Here is a 16,567-nt window from a genome sequence, read left to right as displayed (position 1 = left end):
CGGGGTTGAGGAAGGGTTGCGAGGTATCAGCGCGATTCGCAGCAAGCAGGTCGGTCACCTGGAAACTCCTTGCGATTTTGTCTAGGACAAATCAGAATCGGGAGCGAACGGTAATTGCAAGAACCCAGTCTGTCAAGGATTTGTCTTGGACAAACCAAAAAAAGCGGAGTCCACCTTCAGCATCGCCGTGGTCGAGCGCGAGGTCGGGCTCTCCAAGGACGTGCTGCGCGTCTGGGAGCGCCGCTATGGCTTCCCTACGCCCGGCCGCGATGCCAGCGGCGAGCGCCTCTACCCGGCTGAGCAGGTCCGGCGGTTGGCGCTCGTCAAGCGGCTCATGGACGTCGGCCACCGGCCGGGCCGATTGCTCGAGTTGCCGTACGAAGCGCTGCAGAGCCTGGCCGGCGCCGCGGCGGACGCGCCCTCTTCCCGCACACAGCTGGCACCCGCCGATCTCGCGGGGCTGATGCAGCTGGTCCGGGAGCGCGATCCGCAGCGGCTTTCGGAGGCGCTGCAGCAGCGTCTCGCGCGGGAGGGTCTGCAGCAGTTTGTCCAGGACACAATCGCACCGGCCGCCTTTCAGGTAGGCCTCGACTGGGCCGACGGCGAGCTCCAGATCCACGAGGAGCACCTGTTCACGGAGACGGTGCTCCGTGTGCTGCGGCAGGCCGTGTCGCAGCTTCCCCGCGGCCGCGCGCCGGTGGTCCTGCTCACGACCGTGCCGGACGAGCCGCATGGGCTGGGGTTGATGATGCTGGAGTGCCTGCTGGCCCTCCAGGGCGCACGCTGCATCAACCTCGGCACGCAGATGCCGCTGCTGGAGATCGCGCGCGCGGCGCGGGACCACGCAGTGGACATCGTGGCGCTGTCGTTTTCATCCGCGTTTCCCGCGCGTCAGGTTGCGCCGCTGGTGCAGCAACTGCGAGCGGCCCTGCCGCCGCGCCAGCACCTCTGGGCCGGCGGCTCCGGCGCCGCGCGCATGGGCCGGGTCGACGGAGTCCAGTTGCTGCAGCAGCTCGATGCAGCTGCGGCCGCGGTCGCGCAGTGGCCCTCGCCGGCCGAAGCGGCCGCGAGTCGCAAGAGCAGTGCATCGAAGGCCGCGCGCCCATGAAAAAGCCCGCCGAGGCGGGCTTTCTTCGACATCGCGCCGGGGCGCTACCCCATGTGCAGGCCGCCGTTGACGGAGAAGTCCGCCCCCGTCGAGTAGCCGCTCTCGTCCGACGCGATCCACGCGATGATCGAAGCGATCTCGCTCGGCTCGCCCAGGCGCTTGACGGGAATCGTGGCGACGATCTTGTCCAGCACGTCCTGCCGGATGGCGCGGACCATGTCGGTGCCGATGTAGCCCGGGCTCACGGTGTTGACCGTGACGCCCTTGTTGGCCAACTCCTGCGCCAGAGCCATCGTGAAGCCGTGCATGCCGGCCTTCGCCGCGGAGTAGTTGGTCTGGCCGGCCTGGCCCTTCTCGCCGTTGACGGAAGAGATGTTGATGATGCGGCCCCAGCCCCGCTCGACCATGTCGCTCACCACCTGCTTGGTGACGTTGAACATGGAGTTGAGGTTGGTCTCGATCACCGCGTCCCAGTCCTCGCGCGTCATCTTGAGGAACATGCGGTCGCGCGTGATGCCCGCGTTGTTGACCAGCACGTCGATGGGGCCGTGCTCGGCCTTGGTCTTGCTGAACGCATCGACCGTCGAATCCCAGTCGCCCACGTTGCCGACGGAGGCGTAGAAGTTGTAGCCCTTGGCCTTCTGCTCGTCGAGCCACTTGTTGAAGTCGCGCGTGGGGCCGCAGCCCGCGATGACCTTGAAACCTTCCTTGTGCAGGCGCTGGCAGATGGCGGTGCCGATGCCGCCCATGCCACCCGTCACGTAAGCCACTTTCTGAGCCATGTGTTCTCCTTGCGTTTTGTGACGATTGCGAGTGGAGAGCCCGCGTTGCGCGGGCTTCGGACCACTCTATCGAATCACGCCAGTTCGACGGCGAGGGAAACCCCCATGCCGCCGCCGATGCACAGCGCCGCCAGGCCCTTCTTCGCTTCGCGTCGCTTCATCTCGTGCAGCAGAGTCACCAGGATGCGGCAACCGGACGCGCCGATGGGATGGCCGATGGCGATGGCGCCGCCGTTGACGTTGACCTTGGAAGGATCGATGCCGAGTTCCTTGTTCACCGCGCAAGCCTGGGCCGCGAAAGCTTCATTGAGCTCGAAGAGATTCACGTCCTGCGCGTTCCATCCGGCGCGCTGCAGCGCCTTGCGCGATGCCGGCACCGGGCCCATGCCCATCGTGGCGGGATCGAGGCCCGAGGTGCCGAACGCGGCGATCCGTGCCAGCGGCTTCAAGCCCAGCGACGCCGCCTTCTTCGCCGACATCACCACCACGGCTGCGCCGCCGTCGTTGATGCCCGAAGCATTGCCCGCCGTCACGGTGCCGGCCTTGTCGAACGCCGGCCGCAGGCCGGCGAGCGCTTCGGCGTTGGTCTTCTTGTTGATGAACTCGTCCTGCGCGAACACGAGGGGATCGCCCTTCTTCTGCGGAATGGTGACCGGGACGATCTCGTCCTTGAACTTGCCCGCTTCCTGCGCGGCCGAGGCCTTCTGCTGGCTTGCAAGCGCCAGCGCGTCCTGCGCGCCGCGGTCGATGCCGTACTGCTTGGCCACGTTCTCAGCGGTGATGCCCATGTGGTACTGGTTGTAGACGTCCCAGAGGCCGTCGACGATCATCGAATCGATCATCTTCCAGTCGCCCATGCGCTGGCCGTCGCGCGAGTTCAGCAGCACGTGCGGCGCGGCGCTCATGTTCTCCTGGCCGCCGGCCACCACGATCTCGCTGTCGCCCCAGGCGACGGCCTGCGCGGCCAGCATCACGGCCTTCAGGCCGGAACCGCACACCGCGTTGATCGTCAGCGCGGGCACTTCCTTGGGCAGGCCGGCCTTCAGCGAAGCCTGCCGCGCCGGGTTCTGGCCCGCGCCCGCGGCGAGCACCTGCCCCATGATGACTTCACCCACCTGTGCCGGATCGAGCTTCGCTCGCGCGAGGGCTTCCTTGATGGCGATGGAGCCGAGCTCCGTCGCGGGGATCTTGGCGAGCGAGCCGCCGAATTTGCCGACGGCGGTGCGGGCGGCCGAGACGATGACGATGTCTTCCATGGAGGGCTCCTGCGTTGGGGGATGAAGTGAGTGCCGGGCCCGCGGCGGGCGCCCGGTGGGGATCAGGCCTTGGCTTTCACGTACCGGCCAGGCGCCGGCTCGATCGCTTTGTACTCGCCCTTGCCATAGCGCTTCGGCGCGGGCACCTGCTTGCCGGCGAGCGGCTTGAGCCAGGACATCCAGTCCGGCCACCAGCTGCCCGGGTGCTCCTTCGCGCCTTCCATCCATTCGGCATGGGTGGCGGGCAGCTTGTCGTTGGTCCAGTACGAGCGCTTGTTCTTCGCGGGCGGGTTGATCACGCCGGCGATGTGGCCGGAAGCGCCCATGACGAAGCGCTTCTTGCCCGGCAGGTGCTGCACGCTCGCGTACGCGCCGCCGATGGGCACGATGTGGTCCTCGCGCGAGCCGTAGATGTAGACCGGGATGTCGACCTTCCTCAGGTCGATCTTCTCGCCGCAGACCGTGCACTTGCCCGGCTTCACGAGGTTGTTCTCGAAGTAAGTGTTGCGCAGGTACCAGGCGTACATCGGGCCCGGCAGGTTGGTCGAGTCGCTGTTCCAGTACAGCAGGTCGAACGGCGGCGGAGTCTCGCCCTTGAGGTAGTTGCCGACGACGTAGTTCCACACCAGGTCGTTGGGCCGCAGGAAACTGAACGTGGATGCGAGCTCCTGGCCCTTGAGCAGGCCCTTCTGCCCGATCTGCAGCTCGCGGAACTTGACGAAGTTCTCGTCGATGAACAGGTCCAGCACGCCGGTCTCGGTGAAGTCCAGCAGTGTCGTGAGGAACGTGGCGGAGGCCACCGGCTTCTGCTTGCGCGCGGCCAGCACCGCGAGCGCCGTGCCGAGGATGGTGCCGCCGACACAGAACCCCAGCGCGTTGATCTGCCTGGCGCCGCTGATTTCCTGCACCACGCGGATCGCTTCAAGAGCGCCTTCGCCCACGTAGTCGTCCCAGGTCTTGTTCTCGATCTCCGAATCGGCGTTGCGCCAGCTCACCACGAAGGTGCGGTGCCCCTGGTCGACCAGGTGCTTGACCAGCGAGTTCTCCGGCTGCAGGTCGAGGATGTAGTACTTGTTGATGCAGGGCGGCACCACGAGGAACGGGCGCTCGTACACCTTGGAACCAGCCGGCTTGTATTCGATGAGCTGCATCAGCTCGTTCTCGAACACGACGGCGCCTTCGGTGGTCGCCACGTTGCGGCCCACTTCGAACTGCCGCTCGTCCGTCATCGAGACGTGGCCCTGCTGGATGTCGTTGAGCAGGTTCTGGATGCCCTTGGCGATGCTCTCGCCTCGCGTTTCCAGCGCCTTCTTCTGCGCCTCGGCATTGAGCACGAGGAAGTTGCTCGGCGCGGAGGCGGCCATCCACTGCTCGATCGCGAAGCGCAGGCGCGCCTTGGTCTTGGGATCGGTCTCGGCGGCCTCCACCAGTCCCAGCAAAGTGCGGCCGTTCAGCAGGTAGGTAGCGGCCGTGAAAGCGGAGACCGGATTGCTGCCCCACGCCTCATTGGTGAAACGCTTGTCACCTCCGGCAACGCCGGAGAGGCCGTGGTTCCACAGCTCGGACGCTTCCTTGAGATAGGCCTGCTGCAGCGCCGCGATCCTGGCCGGCGAGAAGGTCAGCTGCGGCAGTTGCGGCGGCGCGTTGGTGTGTTCGCCCAAGCCGGCGAATGCAGTGAGCGACTTGCCGCCGGCGAAGGTTTCGAGGGACTTCTGCCAGCCCTCTTCGAGGGATTGCTGGAGCTGGCGGGCGCTGTCCGCCCAATCGGGACCAGAATGCATCTGTTGTCTCCTGATGTTCTCTTCTTAGGGTAATCCCGGAGTATTTCACCGTTCATGTTGCACCGCAACATCTTTCTGCGGCTGAGCCGATGTACCTGGTTGCGATAGGTTGGCTGTACGTCGCACTGATGATGGCCGTGGCCGAAGCCACCAGCACCGACGGCACCGTGCTGGGTGCCATCTTCACCTTTCTTCTCTATGGCGTGGGGCCGGTGTCTCTGGTGGTTTACATCATGGCCACCCCGGCCCGCAAGAAGGCCATCAAGGCCCGCGAACAGGCCGAATGGGAAGCCCAGCAGAAGGCCGCTTCAGGCCAGCCAGACGGCGGCGGCGAAACGCCCGCTGACCCGGTCGCGCCGGTGCGAAAAGAACCTTGAGGGATCGGAGACGGTGCACCAGCCGGTGCTGCCGTCGTTGCCGTGGATGCTGCGCACGCCCAGGGCGTGCAAGCGATCGCGCGCGAGGCCTTGCAGGTTGGCCAGCCACTTGCCTTTTGAAGCGGCCGCAATGAAATGTCCTGCGGCCTTCGCCTCCGACACTTCGAATGCGGCCTTCACTTCATCGCCGACTTCGAAAGCCGTCGGGCCGATGCAGGGGCCCAGCCATGCGACCGTGAGGTCCGCCGCGGCCTGCTGGCGGTTCGCTATTTGCGGCCACCACGCATCCCACAGCGACTCCAGCACCCCGCGCCCGTTGCTGCCCGCCAGGCCGCGCCAGCCGCAGTGCGCCGCGGCGATGCAGCTGCCGGCACGATCGGCCAGCAGCACCGGCAGGCAGTCGGCGACCATGATCGTGCAGGCCAGGTCGCGCTCGCGCGTCCAGCAGGCGTCGGCCTGCAGTCCGTCCGGGCTGTCGAGAGCGAGTCGCACATTGTTCGCGCCATGCACCTGCTGCAGGAACACGGGGCGGGCCTGCAGTGCCGAAGCGAATCGGCTCCGGTTCTCGGCGACCGCCTGCGCTTCATCGCCAACGTGGTCGCCGAGGTTCAGGCTCGCATAAGGCCCCGTGGACACGCCGCCCTCGCGCAGCGAACACAGCGCGCGAACATTCGGCGGCGCGGGCCAGTCGGGACGCAGGAAGGCGTCGCGCGCTTCGCCCATCAAGGCTCGTTGTCCGGGCAGTTGGAAGGCTGGGCCTTCTGGAAGGCCGGGTGCTTCATGCAGTTGTCGAACGCCGCCATCGTGCGGTCCAGCCCGGACAGGTCGGTCTTGAAGCGTTGCGCATTGAAGATCTGCGGCACCAGGCAGCAGTCGGCCAGCGTGGGCGTGTCGCCGTAGCAATAGGTGCCGCGCGGCAGCTGCGCGAGTTCACGCTCGAACGCCAGCAACCCGTCGCGCACCCAGTGGCGGTACCACCCGTTCTTGGCTTCCTCGGGCACCTTCAGCTCGCGCACCAGGTACTTGAGCACGCGCAGGTTGTTGAGCGGGTGGATCTCGCACGCGATCAGCTGCGCCAGCGCACGCACGCGGGCGCGGCCGAGCGGATCGCGTGGCAGCAGCGGCGGCTGCGGATGCGTCTCGTCGAGGTATTCGATGATGGCCATCGACTGCCCGATGCGCTCGCCTTCGTCGGTGACGAGCGTGGGCACGAGGCCGGAAGGCGACACGGCCGAATAGGCCTCCTGCTTGTGCTCGCCCTTGACCAGGTGCACCGGCAGGTACTCGTACGTCACGCCCTTGAGCTCCAGCGCGATGCGCACGCGGAACGACGCCGAGGAGCGGAAGTAGTTGTGCAGCTTCATAGCGCTGCGAGCATAAACCTAGCCCGCGGCCATCCAGCGCCGGCCGATGGCCACGACGGCCGCGCCCGCCACTGCGGCGGCGATGTCGCTGCGGGTGAGCTTCATCACGAGGGCGACGGCCAGCAGGCCCGCGATTTCGGGCGGGCGGCCCGCAGCAACCGAAGGCGCGACGATGCCCGCCATCACGCCGATCGGCATCGCCCGCAGCGCGGCTTCGAGCCGCGGCGTGATGGTGAGGTAGCCCATGAGGAGGAAGCCGCCGACGCGGCAGGCGTACGAGGCCACGGCCATGCCGACGACCGCGAGGTAGAAAGTTGCGTCAGCGACCATGGCGCAACGCTCCGGCGACGCCGGCCGCCAGCCCGGCCAGCACGATGGTCCAGCCGCTCGGCGCCCACAGCTCCATGGGCAGCGCGACGGCGATGGCGCAGGCGAGAGGCGCGACGTCGGTTCGTCCTCGCCAGAGCGAAATGCCGATCGCTGCGGCGAACGCAGGCAGCATGAAGTCCAGTCCCCACGCGCGCGGGTCGGGCATCTCGCGCGCGAGCAACTGGCCCACCAGCGTGCCGCCCACCCACGGGATGAAGCCGGCCAGGCCGCTGCCGAGGATGAAGCCGGCGTCGCGGTAACCGGCCGCGTGTTCCCGCATCGCCAGCGCCCAGCTGCCGTCGCCGAGCAGGAAGAGCGTGCCCAGCGCCCGCGGACGCGAGACCTGCGACAGCCAGGGCTGGATCGCGGCGGAATAGAGAACGTAGCGCGCGTTGATCGCGACCACCGTCACCGCCAATGCGAGCACGGCCGATGAATGGCTGCTCCACACCTGCAGCGCGGCGAGTTGCGCGCTGCCGGAATAGACGAACACGCTCATGAGCGTCGCCTGCAGCCAGGACAGGCCGCGCTCTGCGGCCAGCGCCCCGAACACGAGGCCGTAGACCGCAACGCCCGGCGCCAGCGGCTGCGCCAGCACGAAGCCGCGCCAGATGCCTTCCCGCGTGAAACGGACGGGCGCTTCGCTCACCGCCCGACGACCAGGCGGATCGCCGGCATCACGCGTTCGGTCTCGCTGCGGCGGTCGAGCGCGAGCCGCAGGTTCATCTGCGCCACCTCGGTGTGCTCCACCGCCAGCGCCTGCGCGCGCGCGCCCTCGCCTCGCCGCAACGCGTCGAACAGCATGTGATGCTGGCGGTGCGCGTACAGCATCCAGTCGCGGTCCTGCTGGAGGGTCGATTGCATGGGAAGCATCGCGGACGCGGGCGCGAAGGGCAGCGCGTTGTTCAAGGCGATGGCGCGCTGAAGCGCGCGATTGCCGCTGGCCTCGAGGATGAGCGCGTGGAACCGGTCGTTCATCGCCGCATAACCTGCGTAGTTGTCGTAGGCGAGCGGATCGGCCGCCAGCAGGCGGTCGCCTTCCTCGAGGCACGCCTCGAGGTCGAGCTGCAGCTGCCGCGAAACGCCGTGCTCGGCCACCAGCCGGGCGGCCATGCCTTCCAGGTGACCGCGCACGGCGATCGCATCGGCCACCTCGCGCGGCGTGAAGCGCCGCACCAGGTACTTGCCGGTCTCGTTGGCCTCGACCAGGCCCTCCTGCTCGAGCGCGACGAGCGCGGCCCGCACTGGCGTGCGCGAGGCGCCCAGCCGCTCGGCGAGCTGCTGCTCGGCCAGCCGCTGTCCCGGCGCGAACTCTCCGCGCAGGATCAGGTCTCGCAGCTGGATCAGCACCGTCTCTTGCAGGTTCATGGCAGCGACTGTACACTGAAGTTGATTTTCGGTATACCGTTTTTGGAAGGAGGCCGCATGAAGGCCGATCAGAACGAACTGCTCACGCGCATCGGCCCCGGCACCGCCTGCGGCGCGGTACTGCGCCGGTACTGGCAGCCGGTGGCTCTGGTGGACGAATTCGATCCGGCGCTGGACCCGCGCATGGCCCAGCGGCCGGTCAAGGCGCTGCGCGCGCTCGGCCAGGACCTGGTGCTGTTTCGCGACCAGCAGGGCCGCTGGGGCCTGCTCGACCGCGACTGCCCGCACCGCGGCGCCGACCTGTCGTTCGGCCGCAATGAAGGCGACGGCCTGCGCTGCCCGTTCCACGGCTGGAAGTTCGACGCGACCGGCGCGTGCCTGGAAACGCCCGCTGAGCCCGCCGGCAGCAAGCTCTGCGAGCGGGTGCGCCAGCGCAGCTATCCGGTGCTGGAAAAGAGCGGGATCCTGTTCGCCTGGTTCGGCGAGCCGGACGCCGAACCGCCGCCCTTTCCGCAGTTCGATTGCTTCGTCGCGCCCTCGACCCACACCTTCGCGTTCAAGGGCCTCTGGAATTGCAACTGGCTGCAGGCGCTGGAAGTCGGGATCGATCCGGCGCATCCCTCCTTCCTGCACCGCTTCCTGAACGACGCTCCGCTGGAAGCGATCGGCGACAACGCCGCGGGCAAGCAGTTCCGCAGCGCGAGCGCCGGCGAATTCCAGGGCGGCGAGCGCTGGCCGATGACACGGATCATGCGTGAGTTCCACCAGCCCGAGATCTCGTTCGAGGCCAGGCCCTGGGGGCTGCAGCTCACCGCGCTGCGGCCGATGACGCAGGAGCTCACGCACGTGCGCATCACCAACGCGATCTTCCCGCAGACGTTCGTCATCCCGCTGTCGGAGACGCTGACCATCACGCAGCTGCACCTGCCGGTGGACGACACGCACACCTACTGGTACTCCATCTTCACCAGCTTCGCGGGACCGGTGGACAAGGAGGCGATGCGGCGGCAGCGGCTGCAGTTCATCACGCTGCCGGACTACATCCCGCGGGCGGGGCGCCACAACAACTGGGGCTTCAACCCCGAGGAGCAGCGCACCACCACCTTCCTGGGCATGGGCGAGGAAGACATCAACGTGCACGACCAGTGGGCGTGCGAGAGCATGGGCCCGATCCAGGACCGCACCCGCGAACACCTGGGCACCAGCGACAAGGTGATCATGGCCAACCGGCGCATGCTGCTCAAGGCGATCGAGACCGTGCAGGCGGGCGGCACCCCGCCCGGGGTGGCCGACGCCGCTCTGGCGCCGCAGATGCACGGCCCCGACACCGTGGACGGCATCGCGCCCGCCGGCGAGTGGCCGAACTGGTCGCAGGCCCAACTGAAGGCCAAGCGCGAACGCGCGCCCTGGGCGACTGCCACCGGCGCGGCTGCTCCGGTGCAAGCCAAGGCCGGCACGGAGCCGGCGTGACCCGCTTCGCCGAGCTCTGCGGCCTTCACGGCCCCGCCCGTGAGCAGGCGGCGCAGCGCACCGCGCGGCTGATCGAGGCAGCGGGCCTCGAGCTGGTGCGAATCGTCTGGTGTGACGTGCACGGCGTCACGCGCGGCAAGACGCTGGTGGCTTCCGCGGTGCGCCGTGCGCTGGACGAAGGCATCGGCATGGTCAGCACGTTGATGCTCAAGGACACTTCGGACCGCACGGCCTACAAGGTGTTCGAACGCGGCGGCACGGCGAGCCTGCCCGGCTTCGGCTTCGCCAACAACCTGGTGCTGCTGCCCGACCCCGAGAGCTTCCACCAGCTGCCATGGACCGCCGCCACCGGCTGGCTGCGCGCACAGCCCTGGTTCCAGGACGGCACGCCCGTCGAGCTGGACACTCGGCGCGTGCTGCAGCGCGCTCTGGCCCGGCTCGACAAGGCCGGCCTGAGCATGCGTTGCGGGCTGGAGGTCGAGTTCCACATCTACCGCATCACGGACAACACGGCCCAGGTCGACCCCGAGCAGGCCGCGTGGCCGGGCCTGCCGCCCCAGGTGCAGATGGTGCACCCCGGCTACAACCTGCTGGCCGAGAGCGCGTTCGACATGGCCGAGGAGCCGCTGCGCATCGTGCAGCGCACCGCGCAGGCGCTGGGCCTGCCGCTGCTGTCGCTGGAGATCGAACTCGGGCCCAGCCAGGTGGAAGCGGTGTTCGACGTGACCGACGCGATGACCGCGGCCGACAACATGGTGCTGTTCCGCAATGGGGTGCGGCAGGCGCTGCGGCACGCGGGCTACCACGCCACGTTCATGTGCCGCCCGCCCTTCCCCAACATCATCTCCAGCGGATGGCACCTGCACCAGTCGCTGGTCGAGGCGGACGGCGGCCGCAACGCTTTCCAGCGCGAAACGCCGCGCGCCGGGAGCACGCCCGCGGACGCCGCGCACACCTTGTCGGACCTTGGCTCGCATTACCTGGCGGGACTGCTGGAGCATGCGCGTGCGATGGCGGTGTTCTGCACGCCCACCGTCAATGGCTTCGGCCGCTTCCGGCCGAACGCGCTGGCGCCCCAGTCCGTGCTGTGGGGCCGCGACAACCGCGGCGCGATGCTGCGCGTCATCGGCCAATGCGGCGACGCGGGCACGCGCATCGAGAACCGCATCGGCGAGCCGTCCGCCAATGCGTACCTGTACATGGCCTCGCAGATCCATGCGGGCCTGGACGGCATCGAGCGCCGGCTGCAACCGCCGCCCGCGACCGATTCGCCGTACGGCCAGGCCGACGCGCAACTGCCCACCAGCCTGGGCGAAGCCCTGGAGGCGCTGCGGTCCGACGCGGTGATGTGCGACGCGTTCGGCCGCCCGTTCATCGACTACTTCGCCACGCTGAAGACCTCGGAGCAGCAGCGCCACGACGCTGCCGAGGACAAGGCCGATTTCCACCGGCGCGAGTACTTCAGCCGCTTCTAGGATTTCTTCCCATGATCAAGGTCCACCTGGTGCCCGCCGACGGCGGCGAGGCGCTCACCCTCGACGCGAAGCCCGGCCAGAGCCTGATGCAGGCGGCGGTGGCGGCAAACGCGAAGGGCATCGAAGCCGAATGCGGCGGGCTGATGACCTGCGCGACCTGCCATGTCTACGTGCGCGAGCCTTTCGCGTCCGCCCTGCCCCCACCCGTCGAGGATGAACTGGGCATGCTGGAATTCACCGCGTCGCCGAGGCAGCCGAACAGCCGGCTCTCATGCCAGATCGCGCTGGGGCCGCAACTGGATGGGTTGACGGTCGACTTGCCGCCGACGCAGACCTAGCCCGCGGCGTGCCCGCGCACGAGCTTGTTGAGAAGCTCGACCAGCGTGTCGCGCTCTTGCGGCTCCAGCGGACCCAGGATGCGGCGCTGGGCACGCGCCACGGCCCGCTTCATCGCCAGCGCGGCCTGCTCCCCCGCGGGGGTCACCCACAAGAGCTTGCGGCGCCGGTCGGCCGCGTCGGGCTCGCGCCTGACCCACCCCTTGGCTTCCAGCCGGCCGATGACCGAGCCGAACGTCGCCGCATCGAACGCGACCTTGCCCGCCAGCGTCACCTGGTCTTCGCCCGGGTCTTCCATCAGTGCATTGAGGATGGCGAACTGCACCGGCGTAACCTCGTGCTCGCCGGTTTCCTCCATGAAGATGGCCACCGCGACCTGGTGCGCGCGGCGGATCAGGTGGCCGGGCGCATGCTCGAAGTCGAAGCTCTTGGGCATGCGCGCGAGTGTAGCCAGCCGCGCGCGGTTGCCGCGCCCCGAATTGATATGTATGCTTAGCATCTTTGCCGCAGGCGGCTCACCTCAGCAATCACCATGCCCTCCTCTTCATCCGTGCTCGTGGCCGGCGGCGGCATCGGCGGCCTCGCGGCGGCCTATGTGCTGGCGCGCCAGGGCCTGCCGGTCACCGTGCTGGAACAGTCGTCCGCCTTCGGCGAGATCGGCGCCGGCATCCAGCTCGGGCCGAACATCTTCCGCATGTTCGAGTACCTGGGCCTCACCGAAGCGGTGAACCGGGTCGCGTACTTCCCGCCGGGGCTGGGCATGAACGACGTGCGCACCGGCGAGAAGGTCGTGCGCGTGCCGCTGGGCGACACGGCGCGTGCGGCTTACGGCTTCCCGTATGGCGTGATCTACCGTGCCGATCTGCACCAGGTCTTCCTGGATGCCGTGCGGGCGCTTCCGGGCGTGACGCTGCGCACCGCTTCCAAGGTCGAGGCTTTCGAGCAGGACGGCGCCGGCGTGCGCGTGACGCTCTCGGGCGGCGAAGTGGTCGAAGGCGCCGCGCTGATCGGCGCCGACGGCCTGTGGAGCCGCGTGCGCGAATCGATCGTCGGCGATGGCAAGCCGCGCGTGTCGGGCCACATCGCCTACCGCGCGGTGCTCAAGCGAGAGGACGTGCCGCGGCACCTGTGGAACGACGACGTGCTGCTGTGGGGCGGCGAGAAGACGCACCTGGTGACCTACCCGCTGCGGCGCGGCGAGCTGTTCAACCTGGTCGCCGTTTTCCACAGCAACAAGTACGACGAAGGCTGGAACACCTTCGGCGACACGGCCGAACTGAACGAGCGGTTCGCCCAGGCGGTGCCGCAGGTGCGCGAGCTGCTCGGCAAGATCGAGACCTGGAAGATGTGGGTGCTGTGCGACCGCGAGCCGGTGAGCAACTGGACCCGCGGCCGCATGACGCTGCTGGGCGACGCGGCCCATCCCATGCTGCAGTACCTCGCCCAGGGCGCGGGCCAGGCGATCGAGGACGCGGTGGTGCTCGGCGCGGCGCTGCGGCACACCGGTGGGCAGTTCGAACAGGCGTTCCTGCTTTACCAGCAGGCTCGCTACCTGCGCACCGGGCGCGTGCAGCTCACCTCCCGCTTCTACGGCGACATCTACCACGCCAGCGGCGTGGCCCGCGAACTGCGCAACCGCATGTTCCAGAGCGGGCAGGAATCGGCAGGCTTCGCCGGCCTGAAGTGGATGTACGAGGGCATCGACCCGCAACGGCTGTTCACCTGACATGGCCCCCACGCTGACCGAACCCGCGCGCCAGACCGAGGTCTACGGCGAGTACGACGTCGTCGTGCTCGGTGGCGGACCGGCGGGCATGGCGGCCGCCGTCGCCGCGGCGAAATCAGGCTGCAGCACGCTGCTGGTGGAGCGCTACGGCTTCCTCGGCGGGATGGGCACGGCTGCCGGCGTCACCAACTTCTGCGGCCTGCACGCCAACGTGCACGGAGAGATCCGGCGCGTCGTGCACGGCGTGGCCACCGAGCTGCTGGAACGCATCGACCGGCTGGGTGGACTGAACACGCCGCATGCGCTGTTCGGCAAGACGGTCGCGCAGGCCTACGACACGGCGGCGTACAAGATCGCGGCCGACGAGCTGATGACGACGGCGGGCGTGAAGCTGCTGTTCCATGCGCTGGGCGCGGGCGTGGTGATGGCCTCGCGGGACCGCATCTCGGCGCTGCTGGTCGAGACCAAGTCCGGCCGCCGCGCGATCGTGGGCCGCGCCTTCATCGACGCGTCGGGCGACGGCGACCTCGCGGCCTGGGCCGGTGTTCCGTACGAGAAGGGCGACGGCGCGGGCAACTTCCTCTACCCCTCCACCATGTTCCGCATCAACGGCGTGGACCCGCAGCGTGCCGGCCCGGCGTGGGAAGTGATCCCCGGGCTGATGCTGCGCGCCGAAGCCGAGGGGCGGCATCGCTTCCCTCGCAAGACGCCGATCGTGCGGCCGCAGAAGAGCGGCATCGAGTGGCGCGTCAATCTCACGCAGCTGGCCAACGCGCAGGGCAACGCACTGGACGGCACGGATGCGGACGAACTGACGCAGGCCGAGGTGCTGGGCCGCCGGCAGATCGCGGGCGTGGCCGGGTTCCTGCGCGAGGTGCCGGGTTTCGAGCGCTCCTACATCGTCGACATCGCGCCGCAGGTGGGGATCCGCGAGACCCGGCGGGTGCGCGGGCTGTACCAGCTCACCGAGTCCGACGTGCTGGACTGCGCGAGCTTCGAGGACACCATCGGCGTCAACGGCTGGCCGCTGGAGCTGCACCTCAAGGGCGACGTCGAGTTCCGCTGGCCGAAGATTCCGCAAAGCCGCGGCTTCAACCACCTGCCCTACCGCATGATCGTTCCGGAGGGCGTCGCCAACCTGTGGATCACAGGCCGCTGCGCTTCGATGACGCACGAGGCGCAATCGGCCGCCCGGGTCACCGGCGCGTGTTTCGTGATGGGCCAGGCCGCGGGTTGCGCAGCGGCGCTGTCGCTGCGGGGCGCAACGGCGGCTGCCGACGTGGACACCGCTGAACTGCAGTCCCGGCTGGAGGCGCAAGGCGCCTGGCTGGGGCACGAGGACTGAACGCTGCCAAGGAGACCGTGATGAACGCTCCGGACAACTCGCTGCTGGTGCGCCAGCAGCTGTACCGAGACATGGACCCGCACCACCTCACGCCGCTGTGGGAGGTGCTGCATGCGCTGGTGCCGCCGCGGCCCGCGACGCCTTGCGTGCCCGCGCACTGGAAATACGACGAGGTGCGGCCGTTCCTCATGCGTGCGGGCGAAGCCATCACGGCCGAGGAAGCCGTGCGCCGCGTGCTGATCCTGGAGAACCCGGCGCTGCGGGGCCAGTCGGCCATCACGCAGTCGCTCTACGCGGGGCTGCAGCTGATATTGCCGGGCGAAGTCGCGCCCAGCCACCGCCACAGCCAGAGCGCGCTGCGCTTCATCGTCGAAGGCAGCGGCGCCTACACCGCCGTCGACGGCGAGCGCACGACGATGCGGCCGGGGGACTTCATCATCACGCCGAGCTGGACCTTCCATGACCACGGCAGCGACGCGAGCGGGCCCGTGGTGTGGCTCGACGGCCTGGACATCCCGATGGTTCGCTTCTTCGATGCGGGCTTCGCCGAGAACGGCACCGCGCGTTCGCAGCAGGTCACGCGGACCGAGGGCACCAGCATGGCGCGGTACGGCCACAACATGGTTCCCGTGCGGCATGACGCGCCGTTCGGAGTCACGTCGCCCATCTTCAGCTATCCGTACGAGCGCAGCCGTGAAGCACTGGAGCGCCTTGAACGCGATGCGCCCGTCGACGAATGGGACGGCGTGAAGCTGCGCTACGTCAACCCGCTCACCGGCGGCTACCCCATGCCGACGATGGCGACCTTCATGCAGAAGCTGCCCGCCGGCTTCTCGGGCAAGGGCTGGCGCCAGACGGACGGCGCGGTGTACAGCGTGGTCGAAGGCTCGGGCTCGGTGGAGGTCGAATCGGGCGACAAGCGCTGGCGCTTCGACTTCGCGCCGCGCGACCATTTCGTGATTCCCTCGTGGCACACTGCCCGGCTCTCCTCGGCCGGCGGCTGCATGCTGTTCAGTTTTTCGGACCGGCCCGTTCACCGGGCGCTGGGCCTCCTCAAGGAAGAAAGGTTGACATGAGCTACGTCTTCAATCCCCCGGCCACACCCTCGGTTCCCGTCGTGGGCCGCGGCGAGCGCTTCCCCATCCACCGCGTCTACTGCGTGGGCCGCAACTACGAGGAACACGCCAAGGAGATGGGTTTCACCGGCCGCGAGCCGCCCTTCTTCTTCCTCAAGCCGGCCGATGCCATCGTGCCCGTAGCGCAAGGCGAGACGGGCACCATCCCCTATCCCACCCTCACCAAGAGCCTGCACCACGAGATCGAACTGGTGGTGGCCATCGGCACCGGCGGCCGCAACATCAAGGCGGCCGACGCGCACAAGCACATCTTCGGCTACGCGGTGGGCCTGGACATGACGCGCCGCGACCTGCAGGGCGAGATGAAGAAGCAGGGGCGGCCCTGGGACATCGGCAAGGGCTTCGACCAGTCCGGCCCGATCGGCCCGATCACGCCGGCGGCGCAGGCCGGCGACGTCACGAAGGCCGAGATCTGGCTGCAGGTCAACGGCCAGGACCGCCAGCGCACCAACGTCTCCAAGCTGATCTGGAACATCGGCGAAACCATCGAGCACCTCTCGGCCGCGTGGGCGCTGGCGCCCGGGGACCTGATCTTCACCGGCACGCCCGAGGGTGTGGCTGCGGTGTCGTCCGGCGACACGCTGGTGGGCAGCGTGGCGGGGTTGGGCGAGCTGCGCGTGCGCATCGGCTGAGCCGCGGGTCGGGCGGCCCGACCATAATCGCGCTCGCATGCC

At 68.6% G+C, this 16,567-nt stretch carries 18 protein-coding genes; 9 read left to right on the top strand and 9 right to left on the bottom strand.

Features of this window, described 5'->3' with window-relative positions; translation table 11 throughout:
* Window positions 1-145 precede the first annotated feature (145 nt).
* The gene (locus EZ313_RS19145) at window positions 146-1,108 is read left to right on the top strand and encodes a MerR family transcriptional regulator (protein WP_135264914.1); all 963 of its coding nucleotides are present in this window, start codon (window positions 146-148) and stop codon (window positions 1,106-1,108) included.
* Between the two features lie 44 nt (window positions 1,109-1,152).
* Here EZ313_RS19145 and phbB read toward each other — a convergent pair whose 3' ends face one another.
* The 3 genes from phbB to phaC all read right to left on the bottom strand — a co-directional run bounded on the left by phbB (window position 1,153) and on the right by phaC (window position 4,927).
* On the bottom strand, window positions 1,153-1,890 hold the full coding sequence (gene phbB, locus EZ313_RS19140) for an acetoacetyl-CoA reductase (RefSeq protein ID WP_135264913.1): 738 nt from the start codon (window positions 1,888-1,890) through the stop codon (window positions 1,153-1,155).
* Window positions 1,891-1,964: 74 nt separating this feature from the next.
* A complete protein-coding gene (locus tag EZ313_RS19135) occupies window positions 1,965-3,146 on the bottom strand; it encodes an acetyl-CoA C-acetyltransferase (RefSeq protein WP_135264912.1) in 1,182 nt (393 codons plus the stop codon).
* Between the two features lie 62 nt (window positions 3,147-3,208).
* A complete protein-coding gene (gene phaC, locus EZ313_RS19130; protein ID WP_135264911.1) occupies window positions 3,209-4,927 on the bottom strand; it encodes a class I poly(R)-hydroxyalkanoic acid synthase in 1,719 nt (572 codons plus the stop codon).
* Between the two features lie 89 nt (window positions 4,928-5,016).
* Here phaC and EZ313_RS19125 point away from each other — a divergent pair, with 89 nt between their 5' ends.
* On the top strand, window positions 5,017-5,304 hold the full coding sequence (locus EZ313_RS19125) for a hypothetical protein (protein ID WP_135264910.1): 288 nt from the start codon (window positions 5,017-5,019) through the stop codon (window positions 5,302-5,304).
* Here EZ313_RS19125 and pgeF read toward each other — a convergent pair.
* The 5 genes from pgeF to EZ313_RS19100 are packed head-to-tail and all read right to left on the bottom strand — an operon-like array spanning window position 5,236 to window position 8,405.
* On the bottom strand, window positions 5,236-6,027 hold the full coding sequence (gene pgeF / locus EZ313_RS19120; protein WP_135264909.1) for a peptidoglycan editing factor PgeF: 792 nt from the start codon (window positions 6,025-6,027) through the stop codon (window positions 5,236-5,238). The two genes, EZ313_RS19125 and pgeF, sit on opposite strands and share 69 nt — an antisense overlap.
* Complete coding sequence (gene maiA / locus EZ313_RS19115) at window positions 6,027-6,668, bottom strand: maleylacetoacetate isomerase (RefSeq protein ID WP_135264908.1); 642 nt, start codon at window positions 6,666-6,668, stop codon at window positions 6,027-6,029. Before maiA ends, pgeF begins: the two co-directional genes overlap by 1 nt.
* Before the next feature lie 18 nt (window positions 6,669-6,686).
* A complete protein-coding gene (locus tag EZ313_RS19110) occupies window positions 6,687-6,998 on the bottom strand; it encodes an AzlD family protein (protein WP_135264907.1) in 312 nt (103 codons plus the stop codon).
* Entirely contained in the window at window positions 6,988-7,686 is a 699-nt protein-coding gene (locus EZ313_RS19105) for an AzlC family ABC transporter permease (RefSeq protein ID WP_135264906.1), read from the bottom strand. Before EZ313_RS19105 ends, EZ313_RS19110 begins: the two co-directional genes overlap by 11 nt.
* Window positions 7,683-8,405, bottom strand: coding sequence for a GntR family transcriptional regulator (locus EZ313_RS19100; protein ID WP_135264905.1), 723 nt, complete (start codon window positions 8,403-8,405; stop codon window positions 7,683-7,685). Before EZ313_RS19100 ends, EZ313_RS19105 begins: the two co-directional genes overlap by 4 nt.
* Before the next feature lie 57 nt (window positions 8,406-8,462).
* Between EZ313_RS19100 and EZ313_RS19095 the strand changes: the two genes are divergently transcribed.
* From EZ313_RS19095 to EZ313_RS19085, 3 genes are read left to right on the top strand one after another with little or no spacing between them, the layout of a single operon-like run.
* Entirely contained in the window at window positions 8,463-9,875 is a 1,413-nt protein-coding gene (locus EZ313_RS19095; RefSeq protein ID WP_135264904.1) for a Rieske 2Fe-2S domain-containing protein, read from the top strand.
* The gene (locus EZ313_RS19090; protein ID WP_135264903.1) at window positions 9,872-11,350 is read left to right on the top strand and encodes a glutamine synthetase family protein; all 1,479 of its coding nucleotides are present in this window, start codon (window positions 9,872-9,874) and stop codon (window positions 11,348-11,350) included. Before EZ313_RS19095 ends, EZ313_RS19090 begins: the two co-directional genes overlap by 4 nt.
* Window positions 11,351-11,361: 11 nt before the next feature.
* Window positions 11,362-11,688: a 2Fe-2S iron-sulfur cluster-binding protein gene (locus EZ313_RS19085; RefSeq protein WP_135264902.1), complete on the top strand. Its 327-nt coding sequence runs from the start codon at window positions 11,362-11,364 to the stop codon at window positions 11,686-11,688.
* Here the strand turns inward: EZ313_RS19085 and EZ313_RS19080 are convergent.
* Window positions 11,685-12,122 carry a MarR family winged helix-turn-helix transcriptional regulator gene (locus EZ313_RS19080; RefSeq protein ID WP_135264901.1) on the bottom strand — a complete coding sequence of 146 codons (438 nt, stop codon included), beginning with the start codon at window positions 12,120-12,122 and terminating at the stop codon, window positions 11,685-11,687. The two genes, EZ313_RS19085 and EZ313_RS19080, sit on opposite strands and share 4 nt — an antisense overlap.
* Before the next feature lie 96 nt (window positions 12,123-12,218).
* On the opposite strand from EZ313_RS19080, the gene EZ313_RS19075 reads away from it, so the two are divergent.
* Genes EZ313_RS19075 through EZ313_RS19060 form a run of 4 tightly spaced genes read left to right on the top strand, consistent with a single transcriptional unit; the run spans window position 12,219 to window position 16,525 of the window.
* The gene (locus EZ313_RS19075; protein ID WP_135264900.1) at window positions 12,219-13,412 is read left to right on the top strand and encodes a 3-hydroxybenzoate 6-monooxygenase; all 1,194 of its coding nucleotides are present in this window, start codon (window positions 12,219-12,221) and stop codon (window positions 13,410-13,412) included.
* Window position 13,413: 1 nt separating this feature from the next.
* Window positions 13,414-14,757, top strand: coding sequence for an FAD-dependent oxidoreductase (locus EZ313_RS19070; protein WP_135264899.1), 1,344 nt, complete (start codon window positions 13,414-13,416; stop codon window positions 14,755-14,757).
* Between the two features lie 20 nt (window positions 14,758-14,777).
* Window positions 14,778-15,833, top strand: coding sequence for a gentisate 1,2-dioxygenase (gtdA, locus tag EZ313_RS19065; RefSeq protein ID WP_135264898.1), 1,056 nt, complete (start codon window positions 14,778-14,780; stop codon window positions 15,831-15,833).
* Window positions 15,830-16,525 carry a fumarylacetoacetate hydrolase family protein gene (locus tag EZ313_RS19060; RefSeq protein WP_135264897.1) on the top strand — a complete coding sequence of 232 codons (696 nt, stop codon included), beginning with the start codon at window positions 15,830-15,832 and terminating at the stop codon, window positions 16,523-16,525. The genes gtdA and EZ313_RS19060 overlap by 4 nt, the downstream gene beginning before the upstream one ends.
* Window positions 16,526-16,567: the final 42 nt, after the last annotated feature.

The organism is Ramlibacter henchirensis, from assembly GCF_004682015.1.
GTDB lineage: Bacteria > Pseudomonadota > Gammaproteobacteria > Burkholderiales > Burkholderiaceae_C > Ramlibacter > Ramlibacter henchirensis.
Note: the sequence above shows the minus strand (reverse complement) of the source record. Positions and strands in the feature narration are given on the sequence as shown.